14 protein-coding genes are annotated in these 15,560 nt (G+C 61.6%); 7 read left to right on the top strand and 7 right to left on the bottom strand.

The window, feature by feature from the left end:
- Positions 1-23: 23 nt before the first annotated feature.
- Together ACN0SW_RS06035 and ACN0SW_RS06030 are read right to left on the bottom strand one after the other, a co-directional pair.
- Entirely contained in the window at positions 24-518 is a 495-nt protein-coding gene (locus ACN0SW_RS06035; protein WP_417727011.1) for an oxidoreductase, read from the bottom strand.
- Between the two features lie 218 nt (positions 519-736).
- Complete coding sequence (locus tag ACN0SW_RS06030; protein ID WP_417727010.1) at positions 737-1,321, bottom strand: hypothetical protein; 585 nt, start codon at positions 1,319-1,321, stop codon at positions 737-739.
- A 144-nt stretch (positions 1,322-1,465) separates the two neighbouring features.
- On the opposite strand from ACN0SW_RS06030, the gene ACN0SW_RS06025 reads away from it, so the two are divergent.
- The gene (locus tag ACN0SW_RS06025; RefSeq protein WP_417727009.1) at positions 1,466-2,164 is read left to right on the top strand and encodes a hypothetical protein; all 699 of its coding nucleotides are present in this window, start codon (positions 1,466-1,468) and stop codon (positions 2,162-2,164) included.
- Between the two features lie 12 nt (positions 2,165-2,176).
- Complete coding sequence (locus ACN0SW_RS06020; protein WP_417727008.1) at positions 2,177-2,884, top strand: hypothetical protein; 708 nt, start codon at positions 2,177-2,179, stop codon at positions 2,882-2,884.
- Positions 2,885-2,899: 15 nt separating this feature from the next.
- Here ACN0SW_RS06020 and rpoN read toward each other — a convergent pair whose 3' ends face one another.
- Entirely contained in the window at positions 2,900-4,222 is a 1,323-nt protein-coding gene (gene rpoN / locus ACN0SW_RS06015; RefSeq protein WP_417727007.1) for an RNA polymerase factor sigma-54, read from the bottom strand.
- Between the two features lie 184 nt (positions 4,223-4,406).
- Entirely contained in the window at positions 4,407-5,885 is a 1,479-nt protein-coding gene (locus ACN0SW_RS06010) for a flagellin (protein ID WP_417727006.1), read from the bottom strand.
- A gap of 250 nt (positions 5,886-6,135) precedes the next feature.
- On the opposite strand from ACN0SW_RS06010, the gene ACN0SW_RS06005 reads away from it, so the two are divergent.
- The 4 genes from ACN0SW_RS06005 to ACN0SW_RS05990 all read left to right on the top strand — a co-directional run bounded on the left by ACN0SW_RS06005 (position 6,136) and on the right by ACN0SW_RS05990 (position 10,865).
- A complete protein-coding gene (locus tag ACN0SW_RS06005) occupies positions 6,136-6,897 on the top strand; it encodes a motility protein A (RefSeq protein WP_417727005.1) in 762 nt (253 codons plus the stop codon).
- A 13-nt stretch (positions 6,898-6,910) separates the two neighbouring features.
- A complete protein-coding gene (locus ACN0SW_RS06000; RefSeq protein ID WP_417727004.1) occupies positions 6,911-8,062 on the top strand; it encodes a flagellar motor protein MotB in 1,152 nt (383 codons plus the stop codon).
- A gap of 59 nt (positions 8,063-8,121) precedes the next feature.
- Entirely contained in the window at positions 8,122-9,747 is a 1,626-nt protein-coding gene (fliD, locus tag ACN0SW_RS05995; RefSeq protein ID WP_417727003.1) for a flagellar filament capping protein FliD, read from the top strand.
- 113 nt (positions 9,748-9,860) lie between these two features.
- The gene (locus tag ACN0SW_RS05990) at positions 9,861-10,865 is read left to right on the top strand and encodes a Hint domain-containing protein (protein ID WP_417727002.1); all 1,005 of its coding nucleotides are present in this window, start codon (positions 9,861-9,863) and stop codon (positions 10,863-10,865) included.
- A 36-nt stretch (positions 10,866-10,901) separates the two neighbouring features.
- Here ACN0SW_RS05990 and ACN0SW_RS05985 read toward each other — a convergent pair whose 3' ends face one another.
- From ACN0SW_RS05985 to flhA, 3 genes are read right to left on the bottom strand one after another with little or no spacing between them, the layout of a single operon-like run.
- The gene (locus ACN0SW_RS05985) at positions 10,902-11,630 is read right to left on the bottom strand and encodes a sigma-70 family RNA polymerase sigma factor (RefSeq protein ID WP_417727001.1); all 729 of its coding nucleotides are present in this window, start codon (positions 11,628-11,630) and stop codon (positions 10,902-10,904) included.
- Positions 11,627-12,715, bottom strand: a complete 1,089-nt coding sequence (locus tag ACN0SW_RS05980; protein ID WP_417727000.1) for a hypothetical protein — start codon at positions 12,713-12,715, stop codon at positions 11,627-11,629. The genes ACN0SW_RS05985 and ACN0SW_RS05980 overlap by 4 nt, the downstream gene beginning before the upstream one ends.
- 11 nt (positions 12,716-12,726) lie before the next feature.
- On the bottom strand, positions 12,727-14,877 hold the full coding sequence (gene flhA / locus ACN0SW_RS05975; protein WP_417726999.1) for a flagellar biosynthesis protein FlhA: 2,151 nt from the start codon (positions 14,875-14,877) through the stop codon (positions 12,727-12,729).
- A 163-nt stretch (positions 14,878-15,040) separates the two neighbouring features.
- Between flhA and ACN0SW_RS05970 the strand changes: the two genes are divergently transcribed.
- On the top strand, positions 15,041-15,559 hold the full coding sequence (locus ACN0SW_RS05970; protein ID WP_417726998.1) for an LPP20 family lipoprotein: 519 nt from the start codon (positions 15,041-15,043) through the stop codon (positions 15,557-15,559).
- Position 15,560: the final 1 nt, after the last annotated feature.

The following is a 15,560-nucleotide window of genomic DNA, read 5'->3' as shown; positions in this document are numbered from 1 at the left end:
TTGGGGTTTGAGGGTATCACGAATTACTCGGCGAGGATGTCAATCTGTTTAAGTTGCCAAACGCTCAGCGTGAAATATTCTTCGCTCTGGTAGCGCGATTCCGAGTCAAAGGGGAACATAATCCAGAGCGGGCCTTTTTCACGCACTGAAAACGCCGCATCGTCAATCCGCATGGCGAGGATTGGCACCGAATCTTCCATGCGCGATATGGGGAAGAGTGCGTTGTAATCGTTGATTGCATGGAGACGCAGATTACCGGGCTCGCTGCCGACGGCGTCGAGGATCGTTTTCAGGGCAGGGCCCGAGAATTTCTTGGGCTTCGACTCGGTCCAGATCGTAGTGGTCACAAAGCTTTGTTGCGGCAGGGCCAGAAGGTCAGCATCGGTGAACTCTGTAGTGACGCCGGAGCGCATATCGTTCACGGTCAGGATCACGTCAGTATCTGCTGCGAAGCCCGCGATGGATTGTGCCAGCGTAAAGCCAACGGCGGATAGGGTCATAAAGATTCTACGGTTCATGATGTGTCTCTTTTGGATGCCATAACAAGGCCAAATTGGCTCATTCTAGATAGCAGAGTTTTTCGGATGGGTGGCAATATCTAAAGCTATCCGGGTATCTTAAGATAGATCCGGACACACTAAGTATTTGTAAAATATCAGACTCACCCGATTTTTGGGTGCGAAAAAAAATACATGAACTGGGGTGTCATCTTTATGGTCTGCCGTCTTTCTGGGCATCACATGATCGGTATGACGCGCACGCCCCGCGCGATCCGATGCGCCCATTCCGTAATATGCGGTTCGAATCGCAGACGGGCATCGGGGATGGCGGCCAAGAGGACCATGATTGCGCGCTCGCGCCCGTCAGACGGAGCCCTGAGACCCAGCCGCGCATAATGCCAGATCCCATCCTCAAAGCAAACCTCGCCATCGCGGTCCTGCAAGAGCCGCGCTGTCCATTTGATCCCGAGTGTGTCGTACCGCATCTCATACGGCGGTTCCTGGGCCGTGCTGATCCGCAGCGCATGGGTATGGAGAAAATCAAATAGCACATCCGGGTCGAGCAACAGGATGTCAGAGGAAATTTCCACCCAGCCTTCGGTGACGCGCCGGTCTAGGGCGCACCATTCCTGCTGTCCCTCGGCGCGAAAGGCGAGGCGTTCGATCTCGCCGGTGGCCTCGGCAATTTCGTAGTTGCGGGTTCCGATGGACAGCTGCGCAAAGGGGGTTTCGGCGCGACAGACATGCCCGTGGCTTGCGCAACGGGGTCGATAATCGGCCTGGGGAGCTATCGTGTCGGTCATAAGCGATTGGCTGTGCATGTGCGGTTCTCAATGATCGGTTGGGGTCTGCTTCTCTCAACGACCTGTCGCTCTGAGATTTTAGCCCGGTACTTGGCATGAACTCTGCACGGTGAGGACAAAGCCGGAATGTCCGGCGGTTTGCAACACCCAAAGGAATGCGGCATGAGCACCACACCCGCCGAGCTGGAAAACAGCATTCAACTGGCCCTTGAGGCGGCAACAGCCGCCAATGACAGCGCCGAGGACGTCGCGCGTCTTTCGTCTGATACTCTTGCCGCCGCCGCGCGTCTGGACGCGTTTGCCAAGGGAATGAAGCCGCTTCTCTTGGGCGTCGTGGCCGCTGCTGCGCTCTGCATTGCCTTGGCGGGGCTGGTTTATCTGCGCACCCTGTCGGACATGCGCACCGCAACCGCCACGCAGATCGAGGCGCTGACGGTGTTCTCCAAATCCGTGGGCGATTTGCAGGCGCAATTGACGGCGCTTGACGGGCTTGCGGAGGCTGTGACCGCTATAGAGGCGGCACAGGGTGCCGGAATTGAGCGTCTTGAGACCATAATGACCCAAGAGACCGCGCGTCTTGTCGACGCGATGTCAGGCCAGAATGATAAAGATCCGGTCGCGCCGCAGATGCTGCGCAGCCTGTCGGAGAGCATGCAAGCCAGCCATATTGAGACCCGTGAGACCTTTGCAAAGGGGTTGTCGGATCTGCAGTTGGCAATGAGCCGGATGTTGGTGGAGCGGCACGATACGGCACAATCGACGCCGCAGGTCAGCTCCGCGCCAGCCAAATCGACGGCCAAGACGCCGTCACGCAAGAAGCCGCAGGCGCGCGCCGAGACCAATCCTTTTGGATTTCCATAGGATATCATGCGCATGAGCCCCTCTGACGTTCCTCCGACAGGCCAGCCGACGACTGCGTTGGCGCTTGCTTCGGTCAATCCGCAGGGCAAGGCGCTCGGGCTGCGGCCCGGGGATACCCTGCTGCGGGTTGATGCCTATGCGGTTGACGGGCAAACCAAGGATCTATTGGCCCTGTTCAAGCACCAGCCGGACCGCCCGCGCGTGCTCTGGTTGCGGCGCGGTGCGGAGGTCTGGGCGGTTCTGTCCTGCACGGCGATCCTGGGGCGCTGGCGCGCAGTGTCCGTGCCTGACGCGGCGGGAGCATTGCCGGCGCCTCTGCCTGCGGCGCAGCTGCGCAATTTCGAAGTAATCTGTAACGCTGACAACATCTATGATGCACAGTCGCAAAAGCCATCTGTTCTGGGGCTGCTGCCGCCGATCTATATGCTTCAGATGCGGCTCTGGACACCGCTGGCCATCTGGGCGGCGCTGTCGGTGCTCTGTGTGCCATTGGGGGTGATTGCCGGCGGCGCGCTTCAGGCGTTGATCTGTATCTATTTCTGGCGTGCGGCACCGATGCTGGTGCGTGCGGATCGCATGGCGCGCGGCTTTCGCCTGTGGCGGGTGGTTGCGGCCCGCTCGGAGCGCGATTTGCATCGTCAGATGGTGGGGCTTGCGCCGGATCTGCGGTTCTTTTTCGCAGCGGAGCGCGCTGTTCTGGCAGGGGTCGAGGCGCGCTGACGCCCCGGCCCCGGATTACATCGCGTTCAGTTTGCCCTGCCGCTTGCGTTGGAACGACGAAGGGATATGCAGCATGTCGCGGTATTTGGCGACGGTGCGACGGGCGAGGATCGGACCATCCTTGCTGACCATCTGGGCGATTGCGTCATCGCTGAGCGGATTGGCGGGGTCCTCGGCGGCAACCATTTTCTGGATGCGGTAGCGCACGGCGGCGGCAGAGGCCCCGCCTTCGCTGTCCGCATCGCTTGACAGGGCCGTGCTGAAGAACCGCTTGAGGCCCATGGTGCCTTGTGGTGTGACCATCATGATGCCCGTGGTCACGCGGCTGACAGTGCTTTCGTGCACGCCGATTGTCTGCGCCACATCCGCCAGTGTCATCGGAGCGATACGGGCCGGGCCATGTTCGAGAAACGCGGCCTGACGGCGGACGATTTCGGCCCCCACGGCAAGCGCGGTCTGGTTGCGGTGTTCGACCGCGCGGCGCAGCCAGCGGGCCACGCCAAGGCGTTCGCCAACATACTCGCGGGCGCGTTTGTCTTGGGTGGCAATGGCGGCACTGGCCTCGTCCACCTGAACGGCGGGCAGGGTCGAGCGGTTCAGTTCCACCTTCCAGCCGGTCGCGCTACGGGTCACGATCAGGTCGGGTTCGCGTTCGATCAGGTCACCAATCAGGAAATCCGCACCGGGTTTGGGATTGAGGCTGCGCAGCTGCTTGAGAGTGGTGCGCAGATCGTCCATCGCGCAGTTGCAAACGCGGGCCAGACCGGTCAGGTCAGCGGCGGCGAGGCGCGGGAGATTGTCGAGCACGGCTCGAAAGAGGGGGGTCATCAGGCCCTGATCCTCGGCCTGAAGGGCAAGGCATTCGGCAAGGTTGCGGGCGAAGAGGCCCGACGGCTCGACCGCCTGCACGGCGAGCAGCATATGTTCGGCCTCATCCATGTCGAGGGCGCAGGCAAAGGCGATCTCTTCGAGCGGTTCGCCCAGCCAGCCGTTTTCATCGAGCGCTTCGAGAAAGCGGTCCGCGATGGCGCGGTCCTGAGCCGACGTGAACATCAGATCGAACTGGGCTGCGACATGCGCGTAGAGCGAGAGCGGGTGATTGGCAACGCGGCTGCTGGCATCGTCGCCGTCATTTCCCTTGCCGCCGGAATATGGCAGGCTGGGCAGGGCGCGATCCGAACGGGCCACGTCGATGAACGGATTTTCCTCGGCTTCCTGTTCAATATAGCGCTGCAGGTCAGTGTTGGACAGTTGCAGCAGGGCAATCGCCTGTTGCATGTGGCCGGTCATCACAAGGCCCTGAGTTTGAGCGGTGCGCTGAGAAATTTGCATGTTCATCGTGTTTTCTCCAATCTCTTGCTTAAATACCTATCTGGCCTGCCGTTAGACTGAAGACTCGGAATTCGACGCTCTCGCCAATGTCGACGTGACGACGGAAAAATCGTCTAACCCACTTTGATTAAATTGAAAAAACCCCAACGATACCGTTGGGGTTCTTTAGATACTGTCGAGATTTCGACGTTTACCGGAGCAACGAGAGCATGCCTTGGGCCGCTTGGTTGGCCTGAGCGAGCATTGCGGTGCTGGCCTGAGACAGAATTTGCGAGCGTGCCATCTCGGACGATTCTTTGGCGAAGTCGGCATCCATGACCCCCGAACGCGCCGCCTGAACGTTGACCGTGATGTTGGTCAGGTTCGAGATCGTGCTGTCGAGACGGTTGGACACGGCACCGAGGTCGGACCGGGCTTGGCTGACCTTTTGCAATGCGACGTCGATCACCTTGAGTGCGCTTGCAGCACCTTCCAGCGTCGTCAGGTCAATCTCGGCCACCGAGCTCAGCTCGGATGTGCTGGCTGCGTCCTCAAAGAACACTGTGCCGGCGGTGGTCACATCGGTGCCGACCGAGAACTGCTTGGTCGAGCTCAGTTCCACCTGACCGCTGATGGCGGCGTCGCCAGCAGCATCGGTGAGAGTTGCGGTATGAGTACCCGCAGTGGCCCCGGAGGCGGTGCCGTCAGCGTTCTGGGCCGTCACGTCCATGGTGGAGGTGCCGGTGCCGGTGGTGAACCCGGAGATCAGGACGTCGGCGCCGGTGGCGTCGGTCAGTTTGATCGTCGAATTGTCATCACCCATGGTGGCGGTCACGCCGGTACGGCCCGACTGGTTGTTGATCGCAGTGGCAACGCCGCGCAGGTCGGCTGTGTCAGAGATGGCCACGGTGCCGATGTTTACGCCGTTCACGTCGAAGGTGACCGTGTCCGCTGCGGAGAAGCCCGACAGTTCGAGGTTGGTTTCAGCCGATGCCGTTACGCCGGTCGAGGCGCTGACGTTGTTGATTGCGGCTGCCATTTCCTGAGCCGACTGGCCTGCAGTGGTGGTCAGTTCGGCGCTGCCGGCAAAGCCGGTGATGTTGATGGTCGTCGCTGCGGCGATACCAGTGTCGGTGGTGGCGGCACCAGCGGCCAGCGACACGTTCGAGTTCATGGTATGCGCGCCGATGTCGGTGGCGGCGGCGCTGTCCACGCTGATGTTGAGCACCTGACCCGAGTCCGCGCCGATCTGGAATTGCTTGCTGGCGAAAGAACCGTCGAGAATGTTCATGCCGTTAAAGGTCGTGTCTTTGGCGACGCGGTTGATTTCGGTCACGAGCTGCTTGGCTTCTGCGCCGAGGTTCGAGCGGTCCGAGGCGGTGTTGGTGTCGTTCGAAGACTGAACGGCCAGTTCGCGCAGACGCTGGAGCATGTTCGAGACCTCGACGTGTGCGCCTTCGGTCGTGTCCAGCAGGTTCTTGCCGTCGGTGGCGTTGCGGACCGCCTGGTTGAGGCCAGTGATCTGCGAGGTCATTTTTTCCGCGATGGCCATGCCAGCGGCGTCGTCCTTGGCGGCGTTGATGCGCAGGCCCGACGAGAGGCGGCTCATGGCCGCGTTCATGTCATCGTTGACGCGGGTCATGTTCGCTTGTGCGGTGATCGCGCTCATGTTGGTATTGATCGTGGTCATTATCAGTCTCCTGGGTTGCCGTGTTACGTTGGTCAGCGCTTGTCTGGATACGCTGTCCAGCGCTTGACAAGAGCAACGGCTGCCTCGGAAAATGTTTAGCGCGATTTCCGGAAATCGTATTAAGTGCATGTATTTTAATAAATAAATTCTTTCGGCTGTGACCGTCTCTGGCTTGGTATGGTTCTTGCCCCACTATGGGCGATGCCCGGTGCGTTGCCGGTTGCCACGCTTAGCTCAAGGAGACCCGTCAATGGATATTGCTTCGCTCATCGGTCTGATCGGTGCAATTGGAATGGTGATTGGCTCGATGTTGGCTGCGGGTGGTCTTGGGCCGTTCATCGACGTTGCCTCGATCCTGATTGTGTTTGGCGGCACGTTCTTTGCGGTCATGTACAAATGCACCATGCCCGTCTTTCTCCGCAGCTTTGGTGCGATGGGCAAGGCGTTCATGCCCAAGGCGGCAAGCAAGGAAGATCTGATCACCAAGATGGTTGAGCTGTCGGATGTGGCGCGCAAGAGCGGGTTGATGGCGCTGGAAAATCAGGAAGTGCCGGACAAGTTCTTTTCCAAGGGGCTACAGATGCTGGTGGACGGCGCGGACGAATCCAAGCTGGTCAAGCAGTTGTCGGAAGAGATCAAGGCGATGAAGGTCCGCCACGGTGAGGTGCACGAGGCGCTGCGCGGCTGGATCGACATTGCCCCGGCGATGGGCATGATCGGCACGTTGATTGGTCTGGTGCAGATGCTGGGCAACATGGCTGACCCCAAGGCGATTGGTCCGGCCATGGCGGTGGCGCTTTTGACCACGCTGTACGGTGCCTTTGTCGCCAATGTGATTTTCGGTCCGGTGCTGTCCAAGCTGGAAAGCTATACCGAGAGCGAGGCGGCCTATCGCGATATGGTCGTCGCGGGGTTGCGCAATATTGCGCGCGGTGAATCCGGGCGCAATGTGCAAGAGCAGATGGTTGCGGTGATGCCGCCCAAGCTGCAAACCAAGCTGTTGGCAGCCTGAGGCGGTCAGAGAGATGTCGCGCAAACCCATTCCCCTGCCGGTTCCCATTGAGGTTCCCCCCGACGAATGTCCGAAATGCCCGCCCAAAGGCGCTCCGGCGTGGATGGCGACCTTTGCTGATATCGCCACGCTCTTGATGGCGTTCTTCGTGCTGATCCTGTCCTTTGCCGAATTCAACCAACCCAAGTTCAAGATGGTGGCGGGGTCGCTCAGCATGGCGTTTGGCGTGCAGCGAAAGGTGCCGGTGATGGAGCAGCCTAAAGGCACGACGATCCTTGACCTGTCGTTCAGCCCCTCGCCGGAAATGTCCGTCACCGAACAGATGACGCAGGATACGACCGAGACCGAGCAGCCTGACATCCAGCGGCCGGTGACGGAAGAGGATGGCAAGGGTGCTGCTGAAGGCGAGGGCGCGGATGCGCCCGGCCAATCCGAGGCGCGCGAACTGGCGCAAGCGTTGCAAGAGGCCTTGCAAGAGGGGCAGGTCAAGGTTGAGACCCGCGATGGCGAGGTGGTGATGACCTTTGACGCCCCCGATGCCCAGAGCCTGCCGGGGCAGTTGACCGAGGCGGCAGAGGCCCTGCAACAGGCCGCAGAGGCGACGGGGCAATCCACATCCGATGTGATGATCGACGGGTTGGCGGATAATCTGCAAGCGATGGCCGAGGCCATGCAGGCCGAGGCGGAGGCCGAAATGCAGTCCGGTCAAGCCGCGCGCAACGCCGCCATTGCCGATGCGCAATTGCGGGTCGCCTTGCAACAGGAGATCGGCGAGGGGTTGGTTTCAGTCGAACAGCGTGAGGACAAGGTGATCATCACCGTCGGGGAAGGCGGCGCCTTTCCGTCCGGCGGGGCGGATCTGACCGACGAGGCGCGCGATGTGATGGCGCGGCTGGCCTTTGCCGCCATGGGCGAGGCCAGCCAGATCGTTGTGACTGGGCATACGGATTCGGTGCCACTGAACGGGGCGTCGCCCTATCGTGACAACTGGGGGCTGGCGGCGGCGCGGGCTTCTTCGGTGGTGCGCGAATTGTCGGTGTCGGGGCTGATCGAGCCTGAGCGCCTGACCGCGACCAGTCGGGGCGAATCCCTGCCGGTCAGTGACAATGACACGGCGGCGGGTCGGGCGCTCAACCGCCGGATTGAGATTGAGATCACCTATTGAGGCGGCAGGGCTAACAGCCCGGCTCCGTGTGCCGTTGTCAGGGGTGAAGAGGGTTTATCATGGAAAACGAGATTCTGACCGCGCTCAATCGGGGTGGCACCGGCCTTAATATCGCGGAACTGGCGGATTCACTGACGCAGGCGGAGATATCCCCCCGCCGGGCGTTGATTGCGGACCGGATCGACCGGGCGGAGCTGCGCCTGTCGGGCTATGACCGGCTGCGCGGGCAGGCAGAGCAGGTGAACGACGCGTTGGGATTGATGCAGGGCCTGTCCCCGCGCAGCGTCAGCAGCGACAACGCGGCCGTGTCGGTCACGGTCAGCGATCCGACTGCGGTTGATCTTCAGGGCGCGCGGATCGGGGTCGAGCAGTTGGCGCAGGCGCAAGTGCTCAGTTTTGTCGGGTTCACCGACGCTGCGGCAGAGATTGGCAGCGGCGTTCTGACTGTCGATTTCGGGTCTTGGTCCGAGGATGTCCCGCCGGTTTTTACTGCTGGCACGCGAAGTGGACAGACGGTGACCTTTCAACCCGGCAGCAGTCTTGCCGATATGGCCGAGGCGCTGAGCACGTTCGAAGGCGTGTCGGCGCGGGTCATCGACGTGGGCGACGGCACATTTTCGCTTGGCATCATTTCCGAGACAGGGGAACAGAACGCCTTGCGTCTGAGTGTGGCTGCGGGTGCAGATCCGGGGCTGGCCAGTTTTGACATCAGCACCGATCTGGGCACGGCGCAGGTGCAGCGCGCGCAGGATGCAAAGCTCAGCCTCAACGGAATTGCCGTGACCCGCGCCAGCAACCAGATTGATGATCTCTTGCCCGGTCTTACGGTGAACCTGAATACGACAACGGCATTTGATGCCAAGGTGTCAGCGCGTGCCAATACTGAGGGCGCGCTTGAGGTGATGCAGAGTTTTGTCGATATCATCAATGCCACGCAGACCCTTGTGAAATCGCTGACCGCGCGCGGGTTCGGGGATGCCGGGGTGGCAGGTGATCTGGCAGGCGACAGTCTGGCCGATGGTGTTTTGCGCGGAATCGAGTCGGTTCTGGGGCGTGGGTTTGGCGTCCGGGGCACGCATCTGGCGGATATCGGTATCCGGACAGAGCGCGACGGGAGCCTTACGCTTGATGCAGAGCGTTTCAGTGCCGCGCTGACGGCAGATCCTGCGCTGCTCGATCCGCTGATCCGCGACGATCTGAACGGGCGTGATGTGCAGATCAGTGGCAGCCTTGCCACCGATCCGGCCGCTGGTCGTTATGCGCTGACGCGCGATCCGGCCACCGGGATCGCCACCCTGTCGGGTGTGACACTATTCGGCGCAGAGCAGGAAAATGGCGACTGGACTTACCGTGTTCCGTCAGGGCCGATGCGGGGTCTCACGCTTACCGTGTCCGCCGGGACGGATCTGGCCGAGATCACCTATGCGCCTAGCATGATCAGCAGTCTGCAATCCTATCTGTCGGGTGTGCTGGCGGATGGCAGTGCGCTGGAAGAGCGTGAGCAGGCGCTGAATACCTCGATCGCCACCGAGACCACCGCGCTGGAGGCGCTGGATCTGCGCTCAGAGGATGTGCGCACGCGCTATCTGAGCCAGTTCACGCAAATGGAACTGATCGTCACGCAACTCAACTCGACCGGAGACTACCTGCGGGATCTGGTTGATGGATGGAACTCGAATAACTGATTTGTTTGGCCCCACTTGCAAGCGGCTGATCCGGTCGCCTTGAGCGCAGCCTTTGTGGCGGGCGTTCACCATGGGAGTGCCAACGATCTGCCGAACGCAAGAGGACGAATGCCGTGGCTGACTATGATATTGTGTACAAATCCTATTACGGGGCTTTGTTGGTCACGCAATTGCTGTCCTCCCGTCAGACGATCCTGCCGGGTATCTTTGATGAGGCGGTTTCTGCCACGTTGTCGGATCACAGCGGCACGTTGGATGTCGGAGAGCAGACCCTGATCAACGGCGTCCACTATACGATGCAGGGGTCGGGCACGGCGCAGCCGGGGATTTCCCAGAGCGGGCTTGTGGTTCCGACAGGCATAGTCGTTGATTTGCTGATCTTCAGCCATGACCAAACCGGAGAGGTCATTTTTGTCTATCCGAACGGTGTGCCCAATTTGCTTGGGGCGATTGCCTTGGTGGTGGATCTGGAGCCGGTCGGCTATCGGCTGAGCGCGGAGGGGCCGGTCGGCTTTGTGGCTGGCACGTCGATTTTATGTCCAACAGGCGAACGGAATGTTCAATCGCTGGCCATCGGAGACCGGGTTCTGGATATCTTCGGTCAAGAGCATGCTATCATTTGCACCGGGTCAACCGAGATTGATCTTGATCAGATGGCATTCGACGGGGCCGCCCCTGTCCGCTTCGAAGTGGGCGCGCTGGGGCCGGGGCAGCCCCTGCGCCCTTTGAAACTATCCCCGCAACACCGCGTGCCCCTGCCGGAACAAGGGGCGCAGGATGGGCTCTGTATCGGTCCTGCACTTGGGTTTGTCGGGATGCCGGGCATTCGCCGGGCGCATCCCAAGGGCGCAGTGCGCTATTTCCATTTTTTGCTGGATCGGCACGCGCTCATTCTTGCCAATGGCACGATTGTCGAGAGTTTCTATCCCGGCCAACAGGCGCTGCTGAGCCTTGATCCAGTCGGTCGTGCCGATGTGAGCGCGGCGCTGACCGCTGCGGGGTACGGTGACAAAGCCTATCCGAGTGCCGCGCAATTTCTCAATATGCGGCATACCCGGCGCGCGCTGGGGCTGTGGCCGGAAGAAGCGCCAGAGCCTGAGATCCGGTTGGCCGGCTAAGCGGTCACGCGTGTCAGGCTGCGGGACGCGGCGGGATCATTCCGCCGCGTGATTGTGCAGCCTGGCCTGCATCAGGTCGCGCAACTGGTTGATCGCGGCCTTCTTGATCTGTGAAACGCGCCCCGTGGTGACATCCAGAATTGCAGCGATTTCATAGACGTTCAGCTCTTCGACATAATAGAGTTGCAGCACCAGTGCCGACCGTTCGGGCAAATCTTCGAGCGCGTTTTGCAGCAACGTCTTGAGTTGCCGATGCTCGACCTCATCCTCGGGTGTGGTGGCATTGTCGCTGAAGAGGAGCGAATGATCGGTATAGACCTCGTCCAATGATTGCAGTTGATTGGTCTGGAACCGGTTTTCCCAGTCCTGCAGCGCATCGGTCGTAAGCTCCAGCGCTTTGGCCATTTCAGGCACTTCGGGCTCGCGGCCCAGCTGTTGCGAAAGCTTGCGGCGGGTTGCTTCGATCTTTTGGCGCATGGTGATCGAATTGCGGCACAGGTTCGAGTTGCGGCGCAGATGGTCGATGATCGAGCCGCGAATTCGGATTGCGGCATAGGCTGCGAAACTGACCCCGTCACAAACGGAATAGCGCTGAGAGGCGTCGATCAACCCCAGATACCCGGCCTGAAGCAGGTCGTCGATTTCGATGAAGCGTCCCACGCGGCCGTGAAAATGCCAAGCCAGACGTTTAACCAGCGGCATGTGCTGTTCAACCAGCCGGGCCGGGTTGGTTTGTTGTTCTGCATAGCTCTGTGGGGCGATCATGTCCGTGCCTCCGGCTCTGTGCCGTGACGGCGAAAGAGTACGGGTGATTTCGGGTCGGTGCCGATGTCAGTATCCGACGGGAAAGAGTCCATTTTGGGCGTATCCTCGATCACGTGCAGCCCCTCGACCAGCTGATCGGGGACAGAGTCCCAGAGCGGCACCAGCCCGGCGGCGCTTAATGCGGCCTGATCCTCGGCGTCGATTGTTGCGTCTTGCGTATCCGAAAGGATCGCTGCCTCTGTCAGTCCCGCCCATCGCTGTTTCAGGGACTTGATCCGGTCCGGGCGCAGCCCGACCGGCATCACCATGGCGGCGCGGGCCTCGGGCAAGCTGAGCGCGGCGCGGCCAAGGGCCGGGCCATCGCCACCGCGTCCCGAGATCACGACGATCTGGAGGGTGCCGTCTTCGGGGGCGGCGAGGGTGTCGGGGGTTTCAAACAGGGTTTCCATACCCAGCAGATGCGATTTCTGTGCCAAGAAGGCCCCGTCGCTATGCGATCCCGTGCCACAAAAGCAGAATTTCACCGTGCTGGCGGGTTTGCGCGCGAGACGTGTCAGCGCCAGTTGCAACGCCACCTGAGATTTGCCCGCACCCGCCGGTCCCACCAGAACGATGCGGGGCGCATTCAGCAGCCGGTCGCGCAGGATCAGCGGATCGGGCAGGGCCGGGGACGGGTCCTCGGGGGTGTGAGGGGGCGCTGGCTCGGTGGCTTTGGCCTTGTCCAGCATCCGTTCAAAGGGATTGGGGGCATCTGGGCTGAGAAAGCTGGGCAGGCGAGGTGCGGCCGTTGTCGCCACGGGGGCGTGCGGCGCGATCGGGTCAATCGGGTCATCGATCACGATATCCACGGACGCGGCGGCAGGTACGGGTACGAGTGCTGGCTCTGGCTCTGGCTCGGGGACGGGCACGGGCCGAAACCGGGGCATGGGCCGCGCAAGGCTGTCGGGCGCATCATCGCTGGCGATGATCACCACCTGCCCGTCAATCAGGTCATTGGACAGGATCAGCGCATCCGGTCCCAACCGGCGTTGCACCTGTTCAAGGGCAGTCACACTGTCTCGGGCGCGAAAGGTCATCGTGCTCATTGATTACATCCTCAGCTTGCCGCCCGCGGGGGGGTGGCTCTGGCGCTGCCAATGCTGGCGGCAATTTCTACACGGCGGTTGTCGGGCAGTTCGGAGACAGCCATGACGATGGCTTCGACCGCATGGGCCCGAAGGAAGGCGGCAAAGGCGCGGCGCAATGCGGCGGAGACCACGACCACAGCCTGACGGCCCTGACCGGCGAGGGTTTCCTGCGCCTCGTTCAATTGGCTCAGGATCTGACGGGTCAGCCCCTGTTCGACGATCAGCCCGGCGGTGTCGTGCTGCGAACGGGTCAGCAGGTCCTCCAGATCGGGGGCGAGCGTGATCAGGTGCAGGCTCTCCCTGAGCGGTGCGATCTGTTGCAGGAGTTGCGGGGCCAGCGCCGGACGCAGCGCTTCGGCCATGTCCTGCGGTTCGCTGAGGCGGGCCGACATGCCGGCGAGGTCCTCTAGAATACGGGGCAGGTCGGCGATGGGCATGCGTTCGCGCAAGAGCGCGCGCAGCACGGCGGTCAGCACATGCAGCGGCACCAGTTTTGGCACCACGGATTCCACCAGCGTCGGGGCAGAGCGTTCGAGATTGTCCAAAAGCCCCTGTACATCATCCGCGCCGAGCAGGTCGGCGGCATGAGCATAGAGCATCTGGCTGAGGTGGGTGGCGACCACAGAGGCGGGTTCGACAACCACATAGTCATCCGCCTCGGCCTCGGTTTGTTGATGCGGTTGAATCCAGACGGCATCCATGCCGAAGGAGGGGTCCTTGACCTCGATCCCGCGCAGTTTGCGGGTGGTGCCGCCGCCGGGCAGCGCCAGCTTGCGGTCAGGATAGGCCACGTCCTCGGCCACGATGGCCTGACGGATGCGGATGCGGTAAGAATTGGCTGGCAGCCCCATGTCGTCGCGGATGCGCACGCCGGGGATGACAAAGCCCATTGCGGTCGAGACCTCGCGCCGGATGCCGGTGATCCGCGACACCAGCGCGCCGCCCGAGCCTTCTTCGATCAGCGGAATGAGGCCAAAGCCGATCTGGATGGTGATGGGCGCGTAATCGGTCACGTCTTCGGCTGTAATGGCGCCGCCGCTGTCGGGGCGTGCGCCCGGTTGGTTGGCGCCGCCGTTGCCGGGGGCGGGCAGGGCCGCGCGGCGCGGGGGCTGCCCAAGGGCAGGCGTTGCGGCGGTTTCATCGGAAGGTGATTGCTTGCGGGTGGCCCAAGCCACGCCACCGGCGGCCAGTGCCGCGAGAATAAACAGCAGGTTGGGCATGCCCGGAATGAGGCCCATGATGGCCATCACCGCCGCCACCGGCAGCCAGGCGCGGTGCATGCCGATCTGGGTGCCGATATGGCCCGCCATGTCCTGTGTCGAGGCCACGCGCGTCACGATCACCGCCGTGGCGATCGACAACAAGAGCGATGGGATCTGGGCTACGAGGCCGTCCCCGATGGACAAAAGCACATAGGTTTCAGCCGCCTGTCCGATCGAGAGCCCGTGTTGCGAGGTGCCGATGACGATGCCGCCCAGAATATTGGCAGCCAGTATCAAGATGCCCGCAACCGCGTCGCCCTTGACGAATTTCGAAGCGCCGTCCATCGCGCCATAAAAATCGGCCTCTTCGCCCACTTCTGTACGCCGCGCGCGGGCCTGTTCGGGGGTCAGAATTCCGGCGTTGAGATCGGCGTCGATAGCCATCTGCTTGCCGGGCATGGCGTCGAGGGTGAAGCGGGCCGAGACCTCAGAGACGCGTCCTGCACCCTTGGTGATGACCATGAGATTGATGATCACAAGAATAATGAACACGACCATGCCGACGGCGAAATTGCCCGCGATCACGAAATTGCCAAAAGCCTCAATCACCTTGCCCGCGGCACCGCTGCCCTCGTGCCCGTCGGTGAGCACGATCCGAGTCGAGGCCACGTTGAGGGCGAGCCGCAGCACGGTGGCGATCAGCAGAACCGACGGAAAGGACGAGAAATCCAGCGGGCGATAGCTATAGAGTGAGACCATCAGCACCAGAAGCGACAGCAGGATATTGAAAACAAAGAAGATATCCAGCAAAGCCAAAGGCAGCGGCAGCACCATCATCGCTACGATGGCGAGAATACCCACAGGCAACAGACTGGCCCCGAGATTTGGGCGGTATGAGGCAGGGCTCAGCGCGGCCATTGGGCGTCCTTTGTGTTGGGTGGCATTGCGGTGAACGGTGCAAATCGCGTGCCAATTCGGGAAGTTGGACCGCGGCGGGCAGGGGCAGGTCAGGGGTGGCACGGGCCTTGCAGGTCGAGCGTTGAAAATCCGGCCTGTCCGGCCCTGTCGAAAGAGGTTCCCCATGTCATCCAAGATGCTCCGCTCTGTTTTTCTGCCGCTGGTCTTGCTGCCGCTTGGGGCATGTATGGCCCCGTCACGTGCGGTGGATGCCCTGCCCGAGAATGCGAGTGCGCGCACCCAAGCTGTGGCGCAGCTCAAGGATGATCTGTCGGGTGTGCCGGTCAGGGCCGCGGCCACCGCGCCACAAGCGGTGCAATTTACCGGGCTTGGCCTGTCGCAGGTTTCAACCCAGCCGGGATCGTCGATCAACGAGCGTCGTTTGATGGCAATCCGCGCCGCACGGATGGAAGCGATCCGCGATCTGACCGAGCAAATCCACGGTATTCGGATCAATTCTGAGAGCACGCTGCATGATCAGGTCTTGAAAAGCGATACGGTGCGCGCGGTGGTCGCCGGGGAAATCCGGGGCGCGCGGACGCTGCGGATCACCCCCAAGGGGGACGATTCCTTTGAGGTGCTGATGGCTATTGATCCCGACACTGTCAGCTATATCCTGCGCGCTGTGCGTCAGCGGGGTTAGG

It is taken from the genome of Roseovarius sp., assembly GCF_048262375.1.
Lineage (GTDB): Bacteria > Pseudomonadota > Alphaproteobacteria > Rhodobacterales > Rhodobacteraceae > Roseovarius.
This window is presented reverse-complemented; position numbering and strand designations above follow the sequence as displayed.

Excerpts from the sequence above, each read along its gene's own strand:
- ACN0SW_RS06035 (WP_417727011.1), bottom strand. The coding sequence starts at position 518 with ATGAACCGTAGAATCTTTATGACCCTATCCGCCGTTGGCTTTACGCTG.
- ACN0SW_RS06030 (WP_417727010.1), bottom strand. The coding sequence starts at position 1,321 with ATGCACAGCCAATCGCTTATGACCGACACGATAGCTCCCCAGGCCGAT.
- flhA (WP_417726999.1), bottom strand. The coding sequence starts at position 14,877 with ATGGCCGCGCTGAGCCCTGCCTCATACCGCCCAAATCTCGGGGCCAGT.
- ACN0SW_RS06025 (WP_417727009.1), top strand. The coding sequence starts at position 1,466 with ATGAGCACCACACCCGCCGAGCTGGAAAACAGCATTCAACTGGCCCTT.
- ACN0SW_RS05970 (WP_417726998.1), top strand. The coding sequence starts at position 15,041 with ATGTCATCCAAGATGCTCCGCTCTGTTTTTCTGCCGCTGGTCTTGCTG.
- ACN0SW_RS06020 (WP_417727008.1), top strand. The coding sequence starts at position 2,177 with ATGAGCCCCTCTGACGTTCCTCCGACAGGCCAGCCGACGACTGCGTTG.
- ACN0SW_RS05980 (WP_417727000.1), bottom strand. The coding sequence starts at position 12,715 with ATGAGCACGATGACCTTTCGCGCCCGAGACAGTGTGACTGCCCTTGAA.
- ACN0SW_RS06000 (WP_417727004.1), top strand. The coding sequence starts at position 6,911 with ATGTCGCGCAAACCCATTCCCCTGCCGGTTCCCATTGAGGTTCCCCCC.
- ACN0SW_RS06010 (WP_417727006.1), bottom strand. The coding sequence starts at position 5,885 with ATGACCACGATCAATACCAACATGAGCGCGATCACCGCACAAGCGAAC.
- ACN0SW_RS05985 (WP_417727001.1), bottom strand. The coding sequence starts at position 11,630 with ATGATCGCCCCACAGAGCTATGCAGAACAACAAACCAACCCGGCCCGG.
- fliD (WP_417727003.1), top strand. The coding sequence starts at position 8,122 with ATGGAAAACGAGATTCTGACCGCGCTCAATCGGGGTGGCACCGGCCTT.
- rpoN (WP_417727007.1), bottom strand. The coding sequence starts at position 4,222 with ATGAACATGCAAATTTCTCAGCGCACCGCTCAAACTCAGGGCCTTGTG.
- ACN0SW_RS06005 (WP_417727005.1), top strand. The coding sequence starts at position 6,136 with ATGGATATTGCTTCGCTCATCGGTCTGATCGGTGCAATTGGAATGGTG.